Origin of the sequence: Pseudomonas sp. EGD-AK9, assembly GCF_000465935.2 — a bacterium.
GTDB lineage: Bacteria > Pseudomonadota > Gammaproteobacteria > Pseudomonadales > Pseudomonadaceae > Aquipseudomonas.
This window is the reverse complement of the sequence record NZ_AVOF01000574.1, coordinates 1-17,272: the sequence shown is the minus strand read 5'-3', so window position 1 is coordinate 17,272 and position 17,272 is coordinate 1. Positions and strand designations below refer to the sequence as shown.

Annotated in this window: 19 protein-coding genes; 5 read left to right on the top strand and 14 right to left on the bottom strand. The window is 65.1% G+C overall.

The features are described 5' to 3' along the window. Positions 1 to 304 (bottom strand): DUF4131 domain-containing protein (locus tag N878_RS21055; RefSeq protein ID WP_177342920.1); only part of this gene is annotated, 304 nt, incomplete at its 3' end. Positions 305 to 432: 128 nt separating this feature from the next. Here N878_RS21055 and N878_RS21050 point away from each other — a divergent pair. Further along, the gene (locus tag N878_RS21050; protein ID WP_031303645.1) at positions 433 to 963 is read left to right on the top strand and encodes a DUF2062 domain-containing protein; all 531 of its coding nucleotides are present in this window, start codon (positions 433 to 435) and stop codon (positions 961 to 963) included. Positions 964 to 1,003: 40 nt separating this feature from the next. Here the strand turns inward: N878_RS21050 and N878_RS21045 are convergent, their stop codons facing one another. From N878_RS21045 to N878_RS21035, 3 genes are read right to left on the bottom strand one after another with little or no spacing between them, the layout of a single operon-like run. Then, entirely contained in the window at positions 1,004 to 2,248 is a 1,245-nt protein-coding gene (locus N878_RS21045) for a lipoprotein-releasing ABC transporter permease subunit (RefSeq protein WP_021445509.1), read from the bottom strand. Continuing rightward, positions 2,248 to 2,934, bottom strand: a complete 687-nt coding sequence (lolD, locus tag N878_RS21040) for a lipoprotein-releasing ABC transporter ATP-binding protein LolD (RefSeq protein ID WP_177342919.1) — start codon at positions 2,932 to 2,934, stop codon at positions 2,248 to 2,250. Before lolD ends, N878_RS21045 begins: the two co-directional genes overlap by 1 nt. Positions 2,935 to 2,953: 19 nt before the next feature. After that, positions 2,954 to 4,201 (bottom strand): lipoprotein-releasing ABC transporter permease subunit, encoded by a 1,248-nt coding sequence (locus tag N878_RS21035; RefSeq protein ID WP_021445507.1) that lies wholly within the window; start codon positions 4,199 to 4,201, stop codon positions 2,954 to 2,956. Positions 4,202 to 4,294: 93 nt separating this feature from the next. Here N878_RS21035 and N878_RS21030 point away from each other — a divergent pair, with 93 nt between their 5' ends. Genes N878_RS21030 through N878_RS21020 form a run of 3 tightly spaced genes read left to right on the top strand, consistent with a single transcriptional unit; the run spans position 4,295 to position 5,905 of the window. Then, a complete protein-coding gene (locus tag N878_RS21030) occupies positions 4,295 to 4,861 on the top strand; it encodes a PilZ domain-containing protein (RefSeq protein ID WP_021445506.1) in 567 nt (188 codons plus the stop codon). A 19-nt stretch (positions 4,862 to 4,880) separates the two neighbouring features. Beyond that, positions 4,881 to 5,189 (top strand): hypothetical protein, encoded by a 309-nt coding sequence (locus tag N878_RS21025; protein WP_021445505.1) that lies wholly within the window; start codon positions 4,881 to 4,883, stop codon positions 5,187 to 5,189. Beyond that, positions 5,186 to 5,905: a glycerophosphodiester phosphodiesterase gene (locus N878_RS21020; RefSeq protein ID WP_021445504.1), complete on the top strand. Its 720-nt coding sequence runs from the start codon at positions 5,186 to 5,188 to the stop codon at positions 5,903 to 5,905. The genes N878_RS21025 and N878_RS21020 overlap by 4 nt, the downstream gene beginning before the upstream one ends. A 220-nt stretch (positions 5,906 to 6,125) precedes the next feature. Here N878_RS21020 and sthA read toward each other — a convergent pair whose 3' ends face one another. From sthA to N878_RS20975, 9 genes are all read right to left on the bottom strand, one after another. Continuing rightward, complete coding sequence (gene sthA, locus N878_RS21015; protein WP_021445503.1) at positions 6,126 to 7,520, bottom strand: Si-specific NAD(P)(+) transhydrogenase; 1,395 nt, start codon at positions 7,518 to 7,520, stop codon at positions 6,126 to 6,128. A gap of 93 nt (positions 7,521 to 7,613) precedes the next feature. After that, positions 7,614 to 7,844 (bottom strand): (Na+)-NQR maturation NqrM, encoded by a 231-nt coding sequence (gene nqrM, locus N878_RS21010; protein WP_021445502.1) that lies wholly within the window; start codon positions 7,842 to 7,844, stop codon positions 7,614 to 7,616. After that, on the bottom strand, positions 7,841 to 8,866 hold the full coding sequence (locus N878_RS21005) for an FAD:protein FMN transferase (protein WP_082457909.1): 1,026 nt from the start codon (positions 8,864 to 8,866) through the stop codon (positions 7,841 to 7,843). The genes nqrM and N878_RS21005 overlap by 4 nt, the downstream gene beginning before the upstream one ends. Positions 8,867 to 8,868: 2 nt before the next feature. Then, positions 8,869 to 10,095 carry an NADH:ubiquinone reductase (Na(+)-transporting) subunit F gene (nqrF, locus tag N878_RS21000; RefSeq protein WP_021445500.1) on the bottom strand — a complete coding sequence of 409 codons (1,227 nt, stop codon included), beginning with the start codon at positions 10,093 to 10,095 and terminating at the stop codon, positions 8,869 to 8,871. Between the two features lie 15 nt (positions 10,096 to 10,110). Beyond that, entirely contained in the window at positions 10,111 to 10,719 is a 609-nt protein-coding gene (gene nqrE / locus N878_RS20995; protein ID WP_021445499.1) for an NADH:ubiquinone reductase (Na(+)-transporting) subunit E, read from the bottom strand. Beyond that, positions 10,719 to 11,393 carry an NADH:ubiquinone reductase (Na(+)-transporting) subunit D gene (locus tag N878_RS20990; RefSeq protein WP_177342921.1) on the bottom strand — a complete coding sequence of 225 codons (675 nt, stop codon included), beginning with the start codon at positions 11,391 to 11,393 and terminating at the stop codon, positions 10,719 to 10,721. Before N878_RS20990 ends, nqrE begins: the two co-directional genes overlap by 1 nt. Continuing rightward, positions 11,390 to 12,178, bottom strand: coding sequence for a Na(+)-translocating NADH-quinone reductase subunit C (locus N878_RS20985; RefSeq protein WP_031303644.1), 789 nt, complete (start codon positions 12,176 to 12,178; stop codon positions 11,390 to 11,392). Before N878_RS20985 ends, N878_RS20990 begins: the two co-directional genes overlap by 4 nt. Then, on the bottom strand, positions 12,171 to 13,382 hold the full coding sequence (locus tag N878_RS20980) for an NADH:ubiquinone reductase (Na(+)-transporting) subunit B (protein ID WP_021445496.1): 1,212 nt from the start codon (positions 13,380 to 13,382) through the stop codon (positions 12,171 to 12,173). Before N878_RS20980 ends, N878_RS20985 begins: the two co-directional genes overlap by 8 nt. 3 nt (positions 13,383 to 13,385) lie before the next feature. Continuing rightward, positions 13,386 to 14,723: a Na(+)-translocating NADH-quinone reductase subunit A gene (locus N878_RS20975; RefSeq protein WP_031303643.1), complete on the bottom strand. Its 1,338-nt coding sequence runs from the start codon at positions 14,721 to 14,723 to the stop codon at positions 13,386 to 13,388. A 277-nt stretch (positions 14,724 to 15,000) separates the two neighbouring features. Here N878_RS20975 and N878_RS20970 point away from each other — a divergent pair, with 277 nt between their 5' ends. Next, complete coding sequence (locus N878_RS20970; RefSeq protein WP_021445494.1) at positions 15,001 to 15,552, top strand: chalcone isomerase family protein; 552 nt, start codon at positions 15,001 to 15,003, stop codon at positions 15,550 to 15,552. 42 nt (positions 15,553 to 15,594) lie between these two features. On the opposite strand, the gene N878_RS20965 is transcribed toward N878_RS20970, so the two are convergent. Beyond that, the gene (locus N878_RS20965; RefSeq protein WP_082457908.1) at positions 15,595 to 17,061 is read right to left on the bottom strand and encodes a glyceraldehyde-3-phosphate dehydrogenase; all 1,467 of its coding nucleotides are present in this window, start codon (positions 17,059 to 17,061) and stop codon (positions 15,595 to 15,597) included. Positions 17,062 to 17,272 lie beyond the last annotated feature (211 nt).

Below are 17,272 nucleotides of genomic sequence, written 5' to 3'. Positions count from 1 at the left end.
AATGGGCGCCCTCCAGCTGGAAACGCACCACGCCCTCGCCGACCTCCGGCAGGCCGACCACCCGCCCCTCCAGCCACAAGGTGCGGCCGTCCAGCGCCGGCGCCAGGCGATCGTCCAGGGCCCACTGCGCCGAACAGCAGGCCCAGGCCAGGCCGAGCAGAAAGCAGCCGATGAAATAGAGCCGCGAGAGCAACAACAGCAGCCCGGCGCCGGCCAGCAGCGCCAGCAGCCATCCCGGCGGCAACTGCGGCAGAAATCGCAGCGACAGCAAGCCCGCGGCCAGCGCCAACATCCCTGTGCGCATGCTCATTCCCTCGTCCGAAAGCGCCTGGCAAACCCTTGCAGCGCTCACCCGCTGTCACAATCTTAAGAAAGCGAACGGTCATGAATCTGTGCATAATACCGGCGCTTCAGCCTGCCCAGAGACTCTTCATGCCGCGTCGTTTATTTAAGCGCTACATGCCCCATCCCGACAGCATCAAGGGCAACAAATCCCTGCGCTTTCTCGGCAGCCTGATCCACGACCCCAACCTCTGGCACCTCAACCGCCATTCGGTGGCCCGCGCCATGGCCATCGGCCTGTTCTGGGCGATGATCCCCATGCCCATGCAGATGCTCGCCGCTGCCGCCGTCGCCATCCCGCTGCGGGCCAATCTGCCGATCTCCATCGGCCTGGTGTGGCTGACCAACCCGATCACCATGCCGCCGGTGTTCTACTGCACCTACAAGCTCGGCGCCTGGATCACCCAGACCCCGGCGATGAAGATGCCCAGCCACCTGAGCCTGGAGTGGATCACCGCCGAGCTGGCCATCCTGTGGAAGCCGCTGCTGATCGGCTCGTTCGTCTCCGGCCTGGTGCTCGCCGTTCTGGGCTATGTGCTGACCATGCTCTACTGGCGCTGGTGGGTGCAGCACAGCTGGCGCAAGCGCCAGGAAAATCGACGCCAGCGCGAGCAGCGTTGAGCTAGAAAAAAAGCCGTCGGATTCGACGGCTTTTTTGCTTTCACTCGTAGCGTAGCGCCTCGGCTGGCTGCACCTGCGCCGCCCGCCAGGAGGGATAGAGGGTGGCGAGAAAGCTGAGGATCAGCGCTGCCGAGCAGATCAGCGCCACGTCGAGCCACTGCAGGTCCGACGGCAGGCTGCTGATGAAGTAGACGTCCGAGCTCAGCACCTGCTGGCCGGCGAAGGATTCCAGCCAGGCCACCAGGGCGCTGACGTTGAGCGCGGCGAGCACGCCGAGCAGGGTGCCGACCAGGGTGCCGACCACGCCGATCACCGTGCCCTGGACCATGAACACCGCCATGATCTGCCGCGGCGTGGCGCCCAGGGTGCGCAGGATGGCGATGTCGCCGCCCTTGTCGGCCACCACCATGATCAGCGTGGCGATGATGTTGAACGCCGCCACCGCGACGATCAGCAGCAGCAGCAGGCCGATCATGGTCTTCTCCATCTTCATCGCGCTGAACAGGCTGCCCTGGGTGTGGGTCCAGTCGTCGGCGCGGTAGCCCTCGCCCAGTTGCGCGGCCAGCGCCGTGGATACCTGCGGCGCCTGGTACAGGTCCTGGAGCGCCAGGCGCACGCCCGGCACGCTGCCCTCCGGCAGGCGCTGCAGCGTGGCGGCGTCGGCGACGTGGATCAGCGCCAGCGAGCTGTCCAGTTCGGCGCCGACCTTGAACACCGCCGCCACGTTCAACCGCTGCATGCGCGGGGTGACGCCGCCGGGGGCACTGCTCAGCTCGGGAATGATCAGGGTCAGCTTGTCGCCCACCTGCAGGCCGAAACGCCGTGCGGTGATGTCGCCGATGACCACGCCGTATTCGCCCGGCTGCAGGTTGTCCAGGCTGCCCTGGCGGATATGCCCGGGCAGGATCGACACCTGGGCCTCTTCGGCCGGGTCGATGCCGTGGATCTGGATCGGCTGCATCACCCCGCGGTGCGAGAGCATGCCCTCCAGCTCGGCGAACGGCGCCGCCGCCAGCACCTGGGGATTGGCCAGGGCCTTGCCGGCCAGGGCGCGCCAGTCGGCGACCGGCTCGGCGCCGTAGAGCGTGGCGTGCGGCACCATGCCGAGGATGCGCGAGCTCATTTCCTTCTGGAAGCCGTTCATCACCGACAGCACCACGATCATCGCCAGCACGCCCAGGCCCAGGCCGATCATCGAGGTCAGCGAGATAAAGGAAATGAAGTGATTGCGGCGCTTGGCCCGGGTGTAGCGGGCGCCGATGAAGAGACTCAGCGGGCGGAACATCAGAGGGCCACCAGCTTGCCGTCCTGCAGGCTCAGCACGCGATCCATCTGCCGCGCCAGCTGCATGTCGTGGGTCACCACCAGAAACGCGGTGTTGGAATCGCGGCTGAGCTCGCGCATCAGCTGCTGGATGCCTTCGGCGGTGTGGTGGTCGAGGTTGCCGGTGGGCTCGTCGAGCAGCACCAACCCCGGGCGGTTGACCAGGGCGCGGGCGATGGCCACGCGCTGGCGCTCGCCGCCGGAGAGTTCGGCCGGCTTGTGATTGAGGCGATGGCCCAGACCGACCCGCTCCAGCAGTGCGGTGGCGCGCTGGCGCGCCTCGGCGATCGGCGTCTTGCCGATCAGCAGCGGCATGCAGGCGTTTTCCAGTGCGGTGAATTCGGCCAGCAGGTGATGGAACTGGTAGACGAAGCCCAGCGCGCGGTTGCGCAGCAGGCCGCGGGCCGTTTCGCTCAGCGCCGACAGCTGCTCGCCGGCCAGCCAGACGCTGCCCGCGCTGGGCGTATCCAGGCCGCCGAGCATGTTCAGCAGGGTGCTCTTGCCCGAGCCGGAGCTGCCGACGATGGCCACCCGCTCGCCGGCCAGCAGTTCCAGCTCCAGGCCGTCGAGCACCACCACCGACTCGGGGCCCTCGTCGTAACGCTTGCCCAGGTTGCGGCAGCTGAGCACGGCGGTCTGCTGTTGCATGGCATTTTCGTTGGTCAGGTCATTCATAACGCAGGGCCTCGGCCGGCTGGGTACGCGCGGCGCGCCAGGCCGGGTACAGGGTGGCGAAGAAACTCAGGAACAGCGCCGCGGTGCAGACCATGACCACGTCGGCCGTCTGCAGCTGCGAAGGCAGGTAGTCGATGAAGTACACGTCGGCGTTGAGGAACTTGATCCCCAGCAGCCTTTCCAGGCCGGCGATCAGGCTGCTGATATTGAGCGCGGCGAGGATGCCCAGCGCGGCGCCGATCAGGGTGCCGACCACGCCGATCACCGTGCCCTGGACCATGAAGATGGCCATGATCTGCCGCGGCGTGGCGCCCAGGGTGCGCAGGATGGCGATGTCGGCCTTCTTGTCGGTGACCACCATCACCAGGGTGGAAATGATATTGAACGCGGCCACCGCGACGATCAGCAGCAGCAGCAGGCCGATCATGGTCTTCTCCATGCGGATGGCCTGGTACAGATTGCCGTGGCTGCGCGTCCAGTCGCGGGCATAGAAGTCGCCATCCAGGGTCTGGGCGATTTCCCAGGCGCTGCGCGGCGCCTGGAACAGGTCGTCGAACTTCAGGCGCAGGCCCTGCACCTGATCCGGGCGCCAGCGCTGCAGGCGCGCCAGGTCGCTGATATTGGCCAGGGCCAGGGCGCCGTCGATCTCGCCGGCGCCGACATGGAAGATGCCGGTGACGGTGAAGCGCTTCAGGCGCGGGAACATGCCGGCCGGGGTGACGGTGACCTCGGGGGCGACGAAGGTGACCTTGTCGCCCAGTTGCAGCCCGAGCTTGGCCGCCGCCTTGTCACCGATGACCATGGCGAATTCGCCCGGCTGCAGGCTGTCGAGGCTGCCTTGCTGGAAGAAGTCGTCGATGATCGACACCTTGCGCTCCTGCTCGGGATCGACGGCATTGATCAGCACCTTCTGCACCTTGCCCTGGTGGGTCAGCAGGCCCTGCATCTGGGTGAAGGGCGCCAGCGCCTCGACCCGCGGGTGGCGCTCGACCTGACGCGCCAGGGACGGCCAGTCGCTCACCGGGGTGGCCGACTCGACCGTGGCATGGGGAATCATGCCCAGCACCCGGGTACGCATCTCGTGGTCGAAACCGTTCATCACCGACAGCACCAGAATCATCACCATCACCCCGAGGGTGAGGCCGAGCATGGAGGTCAGGGAGATGAAGGAAACGAAATGGTTGCGGCGCTTGGCCCGCGTGTAGCGCGTACCGATGAATACGAACAGAGGTCTGAACATGTCGGGGAGGATTCGGAGAAAGAGGAACGTCCTTGTGGCAGGGCCCGGCGAGCAGCTTTACACTCAGACCACCACTGCTGCCATGGGTTCGCCATGTCGACACACGATGAAGATGATCGCCGCGAATACTATCGTATCGACGACACGATAGCACTGGAATTCAGCCTGTTATCGGGGGCCGAAGCCCAGGCCAGCGACGCGCTTCACGATACCTCGCCGCTGTTCAACCTGCTCAGCGACCTGCACCTGATGGACTTCGAGTCGCAGCACCTGCTGCGCCATATCAGCGAGCGCGACCGCACCCTGGCCAACTACCTCAAGGTGATCAACAAGCGCATCGACCTGCTCGGCCAGGCCGTGGCGCAGAGCCTGCTGCGCGATATCGGCGTGCCGCGCCAGGTGTCGCTGTCCGAAGGCGGCATCAGCTTCAACCATGGCCAGGCCGTGGCGCCCGGCAGCCACCTGGCGATCAAGATGGTGCTGATGCCGCAGGCCCTCGGCCTGCTGCTGCGCGCCCAGGTGGTGCATTGCCGCCCGCGTGCGAACGGCCAGTACGAGATCGGCACCGAGTTCGAAGCGTTGACCGACGCACAGCGCCAGTTGCTGGCCCGGCATATCCTGCAGAAGCAGGCCCTGGAACGTCGCCAGGCCCGCGAATGACCGCCGCCAAGGAACCCTCATGTATCGCTTCGTGCTACTGCTCGCCCTGCTCGCCCCTACCGCCCTGCTCGCCGACACCCTGACCATTCCATTGGGCAGCCAGGGCGCCGATCTCGATGCGCGCAACCTGCCGCAAAAAGGCGAGTCCAAAGGCTCGGTGCTGGAGCGCTTCGGCCTGGCCGACGAGGAACACCGGCCGGTCGGTCAGCCGCCGATCACCCGCTGGGACTACCGCGAGTTCAGCGTCTACTTCGAATACGACCACGTGATCAACAGCGTGCGCCACCACCGGCCGCGCCATCTGGACCCCGCCAAGGAGCAACAGTGACCCTTATCTACGGCCATCGCGGCGCCAAGGGCGAAGCCCCGGAAAATACCCTGGCCAGCTTCCAGCGTTGCCTGGAGCACGGCGTCGAGCGCTGCGAGCTGGACCTGCACCTGTCGCGCGACGGCGAGCTGATGGTGATTCACGACCCGACCCTCAAACGCACCACCGGCCTGCGCGGCAAGGTGGTCGAGCACGACGCCGCCGAACTGGCGACATACGACGCGCGCAAGGGCGGCCCCGGCTGGGTGCGTCCCTGCCCTATTCCGCGCCTGGAACAACTGTTCGAGCAGTGCCGCTTCGCCCACTGGCAGCTGGAAGTGAAGAGCGCCTCCAAGGTGCGCGCCGCGCGCACCGTGCTGGCCATCGCCGAACTGGCCGAGCGCTTCGGCCTGCGCGAGCAGGTGACCATCACCTCCAGCTCGCGCGAGGTGCTCAAGGCTGCCCGCGAGCTGACCCCGCAGCTGCAGCTGGGCCTGGTGGCCGAATACGCCTGGCTCGACCCGCTCAAGGTGGCCGCCCATTACGACTGTCACCTGCTCGCGCTGAACTGGACGCTGTGCACCCCGGAGCGCCTGCTCAAGGCCCAGAAACAGGGGCTGCACGTGTCGGTGTGGACGGTCAACGACGCCGCGCTGATGCGCCGCCTCGCCGACTTCGGCGCCGACAGCATCATCACCGACTTCCCCGGCCTGGCGGTGCAGACCCTGCGCGGCTGAGGATCGGCGGCTTTACCCCGCGTAGCCCGGATGCAATCCGGGGATGCCCTCGCGCCAGGCCCCGTACAAGCAACGCCCGAGAACGAAAAAACCGGCCAATGGCCGGTTTTTTCGTCTTGCCGCCTGGTGCGCTAGAAGCTCTCCCGATTCGGCCAGCGCCACTCGGAAGCATCCTCCCAGCCCGTCTCCCCGACCGGCTCAGGCCACCGGCCGGAGCCGCTCAAAAAAGCCGGTTGAGGCCGTCGAACGCCGCCACCCGATAGGCCTCGGCCATGGTCGGGTAGTTGAAGGTGGTGTTGACGAAGTACTTGATACTGTTCGCCTCGCCCTTCTGGTTCATGATCGCCTGGCCGATATGCACGATCTCCGAGGCCTGGTAGCCGAAGCAGTGCACGCCCAGCACTTCCAGCGTCTCGCGGTGGAACAGGATCTTCAGCATGCCCACCGGCTCCACCGCGATCTGCGCCCGCGCCATGCCCTTGAAGAAGGCCTTGCCCACTTCGTAGGGCACCTTGGCCTGGGTCAGTTCGCGCTCGTTCTTGCCGATCGAGCTGATCTCCGGAATGGTGTAGATCCCGGTCGGCACGTCGTCGACGAAACGCCAGCTGCCGTTGTCGACGATGCTGCCGGCCGCCGAACGGCCCTGGTCGGAGGCGGCGCTGGCCAGGCTCGGCCAGCCGATCACGTCGCCGGCGGCGTAGATGTTGCTGACCTCGGTGCGGTAGTGCTCGTCGACCTGGATCTGCCCGCGGCTGTTGACCTTGATGCCGATGTTCTCCAGGCCCAGCTGGTCGGTGTTGCCGGTACGACCGTTGCACCAGAGCAGCGCGTCGGCCTTGATCTTCTTGCCGGACTTGAGGTGCAGGATCACCCCGTTCTCCAGGCCCTCGATGCGCTCGTACTCCTCGTTGTGGCGGATCAGCACGTTGTTGTTGCGCAGGTGATAGGAGAGTGCGTCGGAGATCTCGTCGTCGAGGAAGCTGAGCAGCTGATCGCGGTTGTCGATCAGGTCCACCAGCACGCCCAGGCCGCTGAAGATCGAGGCGTATTCGCAGCCGATCACCCCGGCGCCGTAGATGATCAGCCGGCGCGGGGTGTGACCGAGGCTGAGGATGGTGTCGCTGTCGTAGATGCGCGGGTGACGGAAGTCGACGTCGGCCGGGCGGTAGGGGCGCGAACCGGTGGCGACGACCACCTGCTTGGCCACCAGCTTTTCCACCACGCCGTTGAGGCAGACCACTTCCACGGTCTGCTCGTCGGCGAAGCTGGCGGTGCCGAAGTAGGTGTCGATGCGGTTGCGCGCGTAGTAGCCGGTGCGCGAGGTGACCTGCTTGGCGATCACCTTCTCCGCGCTCTTGAGCACGTCGGGGAAGGAGAACCAGCGCGGCTCGCCGATCTGGCGGAACATCGGGTTAGTGTTGAACTGCATGATCTGCCGCACCGAGTGGCGCAGCGCCTTGGACGGGATGGTGCCGAGGTGGGTGCAGTTGCCGCCGACCAACGGACGGTTGTCCACCACTGCCACCTTGCGCCCGGCCTTGGCCGCGTTCATCGCCGCGCCCTCGCCCGCTGGCCCGGAGCCCAGCACCACCACATCGTAGTTGTAGACCGCCATGTTTACTCCTTCGCATCAGACCGGGGCGCGCATGGCGCAGCCGCGGCAGGGCCGGCACCGCACGGGCGGCGCCGGCAATCAATCAAACGGGGATCAGCGCTTGCTCGCGTCGTAGGCCAGATCGGTGCGCGGCGCCTCGGCCGGGTCGCGGTTGACCTCTTCGCACTTCTCGCGGCTACCGCCGCAGATCGAGCATTCCTTCTCGATGCCCAGGTTGGCGATGCCGCCGCAGGAACCGGCGATCGGCTTACGGCCCATGATCACGCCCACGGCCATCATGCCGACGACCAGCAGCATGGCCAGGAAAACTACCAAGAAAGTCATTGTTCCTCTCCTGCAGCGAATAGCTGCTCGAATGCGGTGCTGCCGCGTGTGACGAAGCCCTCGCCCTCACGCGTCACGAAAAACGCCGCGATACCGTTGCGCTCGGCGAAGGCCAGACCAGCCTCGGGACCGAGCACCATCAATAGGGTAGACAAGCCATCGGCGCGCAAGGTCGATGGATCGGCCACGGTGACCGCCGCCAGCCGGTGATTGACCGGCATGCCGGTCAGCGGATCGAGGGTGTGCGAGTAGCGCTGGCCGTTTTCCTCGAAGTAGTTGCGGTAATCGCCCGAGGTGGAGATGCCGTAACCGTCGAGCTGGAGGATGCGCTGGGCCACCCGCTGGTCGTCGCGCGGCGCCTCCAGGCCGATGCGCCAATGGCTGCCGTCGGGCTTGAGGCCGGCCGCCTTGAGCTCGCCGGTGGCTTCCACCAGGTAGCTGGTGACGCCCAGTTCGGCCAGGCGGGCGACGATGCGGTCGACCGCATAGCCGGCGGCGATGCTGTTGAAGTCGACCTGTACGTCGACCGCCTTGCACAGCCGCTCGCCGTCGATGCGCAGGTGCTGCTGACCGACCCGCTGGCGCACCGCGGCCAGCTGCGCGGCACTCGGCACCGCCTCGCCCTGCCCCTTGGGACCGAAGCCCCAGAGGTCGAGCAGCGGCTCCAGCGTCAGGTCGAACGAGCCCTGGCTCTCTGCATGCAGGCGATTGCCGGCGCGCACCAGCTCCAGCACCCCCGGCGGCATGGCCTGGCAGGTGCCGGCCGGGGCGCGGTTGAACTGCTCGATCAGCGAGTCGGCGCGGTAGGTGGACATCTGCTGGTCGATTTCGGCGAGGATCGCCTCGGTCGCCGCCTTGAGTTCGGCCTGCGCCGCCACGCCGTCGCTGCGCACGTACTTGACCGAATAGGTGCTGCCCATGGTCGGGCCGCCGAACTCTTCGATCCGTTTAGAATGCAAGCAGCCCGTTAGGGCTGCCGCCAGGGCGACAGCGATAACGGGCTGGAGTAGCGCAAAGCTCATGCTTAGCCGCCGAAGTCGTCGAGGAGAATGTTCTCCGGCTCGACGCCCAGGTCGGTCAGCATCTTGATCACCGCGGCGTTCATCATGGGTGGGCCGCACATGTAGAACTCGCAATCCTCCGGAGCCGGGTGGTCCTTCAGGTAGTTCTCGTACAGCACGTTGTGGATGAAGCCTTTCAGGCCGGTCCAGTTGTCTTCAGGCAGCGGGTCGGACAGCGCCAGGTGCCACTTGAAGTTGTCGTTCTCGGCCTGCAGCTGGTCGTACTCTTCGACGTAGAAGGCCTCGCGCATGGAGCGCGCGCCGTACCAGAAGCTGATCTTGCGCTTGGATTTGAGGCGCTTGAGCTGGTCGAAGATGTGCGAACGCATCGGCGCCATGCCGGCACCACCACCGATGAAGACCATCTCGGCGTCGGTGTCCTTGGCGAAGAACTCGCCGAAGGGGCCGTACACGGTGATCTTGTCGCCCGGCTTGAGGCTGAACACGTAGGAACTCATCTTGCCCGGCGGCAGATCGTCCTTGCCGGGGGGCGGCGAGGCGATACGGATGTTGAACTTCACCAGGCCGCGCTCTTCCGGGTAGTTGGCCATGGAATAGGCACGGATCACGGTCTCGTCGACCTTGGACACGTACTTCCACTGGTTGAACTTGTCCCAGTCGCCGCGGTACTCCTCCTGGATGTCGAAGTCCTTGTAGTACACGGTGTGCGGCGGGCATTCCAGCTGCACGTAACCACCGGCGCGGAAGTCGACGTTCTCACCTTCCGGCAGCTTGAGCGTCAGCTCCTTGATGAAGGTGGCCACGTTCGGGTTGGACTCGACGGTGCACTCCCACTTCTTCACGCCGAAGACTTCTTCCGGCACCTCGATCTTCATGTCCTGCTTGACCGGGGTCTGGCAGGACAGGCGCCAGCCCTCGCGGGCCTCGCGCTTGGTGAAGTGCGACTCTTCGGTGGAGAGCATCTCGCCGCCGCCGGATTCGACGATGCACTTGCACTGGGCGCAGGTGCCGCCGCCGCCGCAGGCGGAAGACAGGAACACGTTGTTGTCGGCCAGGGTCTGCAGCAGCTTGCCGCCGGCCGGGACCACGATGGTTTTTTCGCCGTTGATCTCGATGCTCACGTCGCCGCTGGACACCAGCTTGGCGCGCGCGGCGAGAATGATCAGCACCAGCGCCAGAACGATGGCGGTGAACATGCCGATGGCGAGGAAGATTTCGTAATTGATCATCTGCTCATCCTTTCCTTACAGCTGCACGCCGGAGAAGGACATGAAGCCCAGCGACATCAGACCGATGGTGATGAAGGTGATGCCCAGACCCTGCAGGCCAGCCGGCACGTCGCTGTACTTGAGCTTCTCGCGAATGCCCGCCAGCGCAGCGATGGCCAGTGCCCAGGAGACGCCGGCACCGACGCCGTAGACGGTGCTCTCGGCCAGGTTGTAGTCGCGCTCGACCATGAACAGCGAGCCACCCATGATGGCGCAGTTCACGGTGATCAGCGGCAGGAACACACCGAGGGCGTTGTACAGCGAGGGCACGTACTTATCCAGGGTCATTTCCAGGATCTGCACGATGGCCGCGATCACGCCGATGAAGGTCAGCAGGCCGAGGAAGGACAGGTCCACCTCAGGCAGGCCGGCCCAGGCCAGGGCACCATCCTTGAGGATGTTGGTGTAGATCAGGTTGTTCACCGGCATGGTGATACCCAGCACCACCACCACGGCGATACCGAGACCGATGGCGGTTTCCACCTTCTTGGAGATGGCGATGAAGGTGCACATGCCGAGGAAGAACGCCAGCGCCATGTTCTCGACGAACACCGCACGGACGAACAGGCTGATGTAATGCTCCATTAGTAGGCCTCCTTGTTGGATACCTGAGGCGCCATCTTGTAGGCATTCTTCTCAACCTGGTCTTTCTTCCAGGCGCGGATGCCCCAGATGAACAGACCGATCAGGAAGAAGGCCGAAGGCGGCAGCAGCAGCATGCCATTGGGCTGGTACCAGCCGCCGTCGTTGACCACCGAGAAGATCTCGTAGCCCATCAGCTTGCCCGCGCCGAACAGCTCGCGGATCACGCCCAGGGCGATCAGCATGGCGCTGTAGCCGAGACCGTTGCCGATCCCGTCGAAGAACGACAGCACCGGCGGGTTCTGCATGGCGAAGGCCTCGGCGCGGCCCATCACGATGCAGTTGGTGATGATCAGACCGACGAACACCGAGAGCTGCTTGGACAGGCTGAAGGCGTAGGCCTTGAGCACCTGATCCACCACGATCACCAGGGAGGCGATGATCACCATCTGCACGATCATGCGGATCGAGCTGGGGATCTGGCTGCGGATCAGCGAGATGAACAGGTTGGAGAAACCGGTCACCAGGGTCAGCGCGGCGGACATCACCAGCGCGGTCTGCAGGTTCGAGGTCACCGCCAGGGCCGAGCAGATCCCGAGGATCTGCAGGCCGATGGGGTTGTTGTTGAAGATCGGATTGAGCAGGACTTCTTTAATAGTCGGCTGCGACATGATCAGGCCTCCCCTGCACGCAGGTTAGCGATAAACGGACCGAAGCCGTTCTGGCCGAGCCAGAACTTCAGCAGGTTGTCGACACCTTTGCCGGTGAGGGTGGCGCCGGCCAGGCCGTCGACCTGGTGCGCGGCCTTCGGACCCTGCGGATCGACGCTGCCCTTGACGACTTCCACGGCCAACTCGCCGTTGTCGTCGAACAGGGTCTTGCCAGGCCACTGGCCCTTCCACTTCGGGTTGTCCACCTCGCCGCCGAGACCGGGGGTCTCGCCGTGCTGGTAGAAGCCCATGCCCACCACGGTGTTCAGATCCCCTTTCACCGCGATAAAGCCGTGCAGGGTCGACCACAGGCCGTAGCCGCGCACCGGCAGGATCAGGGTTTCCACCTGGCCGTCCTTCTCCACCATGTACACGGTGCTGAAACGCTCCTGGCGCTTGATCCCGGCGATGTCATCGCTGCCTTTCAGCACGCTGGACAGGCTCGGGTCCTTGGACGCCTTGAGCGGATCGAAGGTGATCGGGTTGTGCGCATCGGAGAACTTGCCGCTCTCCAGGTCCACCAGCTTGGCGGTGATGGTGCTGTTGAACAGCTCCTTGACCTTGGCCGCGGACATGCCCGCCTCGCCCAGACCGGCGATGGCCAGAATGCTGCGTTGCTTGTCGAGCAGGCGGTTTTCCACCTGGGTCGGCTTCAGGGCGATGGCGGCGCCGGCGACGAACACCGAGCACACCAGGCACACCAGCAGGGCCACCGTCAGGGTGCGGACGGTGGATTCTTTTTGACTAGACATTGCGTGCCAGCCTCCGCTTGATATTGGCTTGAACGACGAAGTGGTCGATCAGCGGTGCAAACAGGTTGGCGAACAGGATCGCCAGCATCATGCCCTCGGGGAAGGCCGGGTTGACCACGCGGATCAACACCACCATCACGCCGATCAGGGCGCCGAAAATCCACTTGCCGGTGTTGGTCATGGAGGCCGACACCGGGTCGGTGGCCATGAAGAACATGCCGAAGGCGAAGCCGCCCACCACCAGATGCCAGTACCAGGGCATGGCGAACATCGGGTTGGTGGTCGAGCCGATGGCGTTGAGCAGCAGGGACAGGCCGATCATGCCCAGCATCACGCCGGCGACGATGCGCCAGGCGGCGATCTTGGTGATCAAGAGCACCAGGCCGCCGACGGCGATGGCCAGGGTGCTGGTCTCGCCCAGCGAGCCGTGAATGGTGCCGACGAAGGCGTCCATCCAGGTGATGCCGTGGTTGATCACGTTCTCCACGCCGCCGGAAGCCGCCAGGCTCAGCGAGGTGGCGCCGGCGAAGCCGTCCACCGCGGTCCACACCGCATCGCCCGACATCTGCGCCGGGTAGGCGAAGAACAGGAAGGCACGGCCGGTCAGCGCCGGGTTGAGGAAGTTCTTGCCGGTACCGCCGAACACTTCCTTGCCGATCACCACGCCGAAGCTGATGCCCAGGGCCACCTGCCACAGCGGAATGCTCGGCGGCAGGATCAGGGCGAACAGCACGGAGGTGACGAAGAAGCCCTCGTTGACCTCATGCTTGCGGATCGAGGCGAACAGCACTTCCCAGAAGCCGCCGACGATGAAGGTCACCGCATAGACGGGCAGGAACCAGGCCGCGCCCTGGACGAAGTTGTCCCACAGGCTGCTGGGATCGAAGCCGGCCAGCGAGCCGATCAGGGCGAAGCGCCAGCCTTCCTGGCTCGCCAGCAGCTCGGGGCTCTGGGCGAAGATCAGGTTGGCCTGGTAGCCGGTGTTCCACATGCCGAAGAACATCGCCGGGAAGGTGCACAGCCACACGGTGATCATCATGCGCTTGAGGTCGATGCCGTCACGCACGTGGGCGGTGGTCTTGGTCACGCTGCCGGGGCGGTAGAAGAAGGTGTCGATGGCCTCGTAGAGGGCGTACCACTTCTCGTACTTGCCGCCCTTCTCGAAGTTGTGCTCGATCTTGTCGAGGAATGCACGAATGCCCATGGCTTAACCCTCCTTCTCGATGCGGCTGAGGTTATCCCGCAGGATCGGGCCGTATTCGTACTTGCCGGCACAGACGTAGGTGCACAGCGCCAGATCTTCTTCGTCGAGTTCCAGGCAACCCAGTTTCTGGGCCATCTCGGTGTCGCCGACGATCAGGTAGCGCAGCAGTTGGGTCGGCAGGATGTCCAGCGGCATCACCGCTTCGTAGTTGCCTACCGGCACCATGGCGCGCGGGCTGCCGTTGGTGGTGGTGGTGAAGTTGAACAGCTTGGCGCCGGCCAGCTTGGAGACGAAGATGTTCAGCACCGAGTGCTTGTTAACCCCGGCACGCAGGTAATGCATCATCTCGCGGTCGTTGCCCTCGCCCAGGCACGACACCTGGTTGTGGTAGCGGCCGAGGAAGGCGAAGGCGCCCTGAGCGGTACGCCCGCCGAACACCGAGCCGGAAATCACCCGATTGAAGCCGGGCTTGAGTTCGCCGGCGGTGAGCTCTTCCAGGTTGGCGCCCAGACGGGTGCGCAGCAGACGCGGCTGCTCGGCGACCGGACCGCCCAGCGCGACCACGCGCTCGACGAACAGCTGACCGGTGGTGAACAGCTTGCCCACGGCGATCACGTCCTGGTAGCCGATCTGCCACACGCTCTTGCTGGCGCCGACCGGGTCGAGGAAATGAATGTGGGTACCCGGCAGGCCGGCCGGATGCGGGCCGGCGAAGGCCTCGCTCTGCACCTTGGCCAGCGTCTCGCCGGGCAGGTTGGCGCCATCGGCCTTGCACAGGAAGACCTTGGCCAGGTTGCCCAGCACTTTCAGACCGTTTTCGAAATCGGCGGCATGCTCGGCGATCACCACGGCCGGATCGGCGGCCAGCGGATGAGTGTCGACGGCGGTGACGAAGATCGAACTGGGCACGGCATCGATGGCCGGCACCTTACTGAACGGACGCGTGCGCAGCGCGGTCCACAGGCCGGACTGCAGCAGGTTCTCGCGCACCTGGGCGTCGCTCAGCGCATCGAGCTGAGCGGCCGGGTACTGGGCGAAGGTTTCCTGCTCGTCGCCGTCGATATCGATCACCAGCGACTGCAGCACGCGCTTCTCGCCGCGGTGAATGGCGCTGACCACGCCGGCAGCCGGTGCGGTGTAACGCACGCCGGGGGTCTTCTTGTCGGTGAAGAGCAGTTGACCGAGCTTGACCCGATCACCGACCTGCACTTCCATCGTCGGCTTCATCCCGTGATAGTCGAAGCCGATGACGGCGACACTGCGCACGGGCCTGGCGGCCTCGATACGCTGTGCCGGCGCACCCGTTATGGGCAAATCGAGCCCATGCTTTAGTTTGATCATAGGTTTGCCTAACCACTGATTTAGAAAGCTTTTTATAGGACAGGGGCAGCAGCCGAAGGTCTAATAGACTCAACCACGCCGATGCATTATTGGCGTGGATGATGATGCCGAACCTGGGTAAAAAATCCGCTTGATTATAAAGACGCCCCCCGAGGCTGGCCACCCAAGCGCTTGCTTTTTTTGACTTTTCGGTAACAGCGCGCAACAGATCGCGACTTGACCCGGATCAGCCTTCGGCGCAATTAAGTAGAGCCTTTTCAGCCCGGGGATAGCCGCCATGCCGCGCGCTCTGCTCGCCCTCCTCCTGACTCTCGCCAGCCCGTTGCTGCTGGCCAACAGCGACCTGCGCCTGCGCGAAGCGGCCTTCGCCCCGCAGGTGGCGCAGCTCGAACGCAAGAACCAGGCGGTGCTCACCTACCTGTGGGCCGACGTCTACGCCGCCGCGCTCTACACCCCCAACGGCATCAGCCCGCGCGAGGCACTGAACGGCCCGCACGCCAAACGCCTGGAGCTCTACTACTTCCGCAACATCGCGCGCAGCGATGTGATCAAGGCCGCCTGGCTCACCCTCGAACGCCAGCTCGACGCCCAACGCCTGGCCGCCCTGCGCGATGAACTGGACGCCCTGCACGCGACCTTCAAGGACATCCGCCCCGGCGACCGCTACGCCCTCGACTACGACCGCGAGCAGGGCCTGCGCCTGCTGCGCAATGGCGAAACCGCCTTTCGCAGCGCCAACCCCGAGCTGGCCGACGCCTACCTGGGCATCTGGCTGGCGCCCGACGGTCTGTCCGACAAACTGCGCGACCAGCTGCTGGCCGGCCAATAAAAAACGGGAGCCGAAGCTCCCGTTCTTTATTACCCCTGGCGCTTAGCGCGGGAAGGCCGGCGGGTTGACCCCAGCCATGTCTTCCATCACGCGCACCACCTGGCAGCTGTAGCCGAACTCGTTGTCGTACCAGACATAGAGCACGACGCGGTTGTCGTTGCAGATAGTGGCTTCGGCATCGACCACACCGGCATGGCGCGAGCCGACGAAGTCGGTGGACACCACTTCCTGCGAACTGACGAAGTCGATCTGCTTCTGCAGATCCGAGTGCATGGCCATCTGGCGCAGGTACTCGTTGATCTCCTCGCGCGTGGTGGCCTTCTCCAGATTCAGGTTGAGGATGGCCATCGACACGTTCGGCGTCGGCACGCGAATGGCGTTGCCCGTCAGCTTGCCCTTGAGCACCGGCAACGCCTTGGCGGCGGCGGTGGCGGCACCGGTCTCGGTGATCACCATGTTCAGCGCGGCGCTACGGCCACGGCGGCTGCCCTTGTGGAAGTTGTCGATCAGGTTCTGGTCGTTGGTGTACGAGTGCACGGTTTCGACGTGGCCGTTGACGATGCCGAACTTGTCGTTGACCGCCTTGAGCACCGGCACGATGGCGTTGGTGGTGCAGGAGGCCGCGGAGATGATCTTGTCGTCCGGGGTGATCTCGCCATGGTTGATGCCGTGCACGATGTTCTTCAGCGCGCCCTTGCCCGGCGCGGTCAGCACCACGCGGTCGACGCCCGGGCACTTGAGGTGCTGGCCGAGGCCGTCGGCGTCGCGCCATACGCCGGTGTTGTCCACCAGCAGGGCGTTCTTGATGCCGTACTGGGTGTAATCCACCTCGGCCGGCGACTTGGCGTAGATCACCTGGATCAGGTTGCCGTTGGCGGTGAGGGTGTTGTGCTCCTCGTCGATGGTGATGGTGCCATCGAACTTGCCGTGTACCGAGTCGCGACGCAGCAGGCTGGCGCGCTTGACCAGGTCGTTGTCGGCGCCCTTGCGCACGACGATGGCGCGCAGGCGCAGGCCGTCGCCGCCACCGGTCTTCTCGATCAGGATACGTGCCAGCAGGCGACCGATGCGGCCGAAGCCGTACAGCACCACGTCGGTGCCTTCGCGACCGGCGCCGTTCTGCTTGCCGACCACGTCGGCCAGCTCGTCCTTGACGAACTGCTCGACGCCGCGCCCGGCGCCCTCGGCCTTGTACTTGGCGACCAGCTTGCCCAGGTCCACGGAGGCGGCGCCCAGCTTGAGCTCGCTCATGGCCTTGAGCATGGGGAAGGTGTCATGCACCGACAGTTCGGCTTCGCCTTCCAGACGATGGCGGGCGAAACGGTGGGCCTTGAGGATGTCGATCACCGAGCGGTTGATCAGACCGCGGCCATAGATCGAGGTCACCACATTGTTGTTGCGGTAGAGCTGACCAATCAGCGGAATCATCGCTTCCGCGAGGGCTTCACGATCGATCCATTCACCGAGACACTGGTCGGGCTTCTGAGTCACGGGCAGTACCTTCCACATGTAGGGGCTGAAAAAAGGGGCTACATTATGACGGCGCGCGCGGGCATGAGCAATGCGCGCCTGTCGCGACTGACATTGACCAGCAAGCCCCGCTACAATTCCCGGCCTTTTGTCACGACCGTGAGCCGCCCGTGTCCGCAACGACCGCGTCCGTACTGCGTCTTCCGTCCCTGCCCGCCAGCGCCGGCAAACAGCAATGGGGCAACCTGCC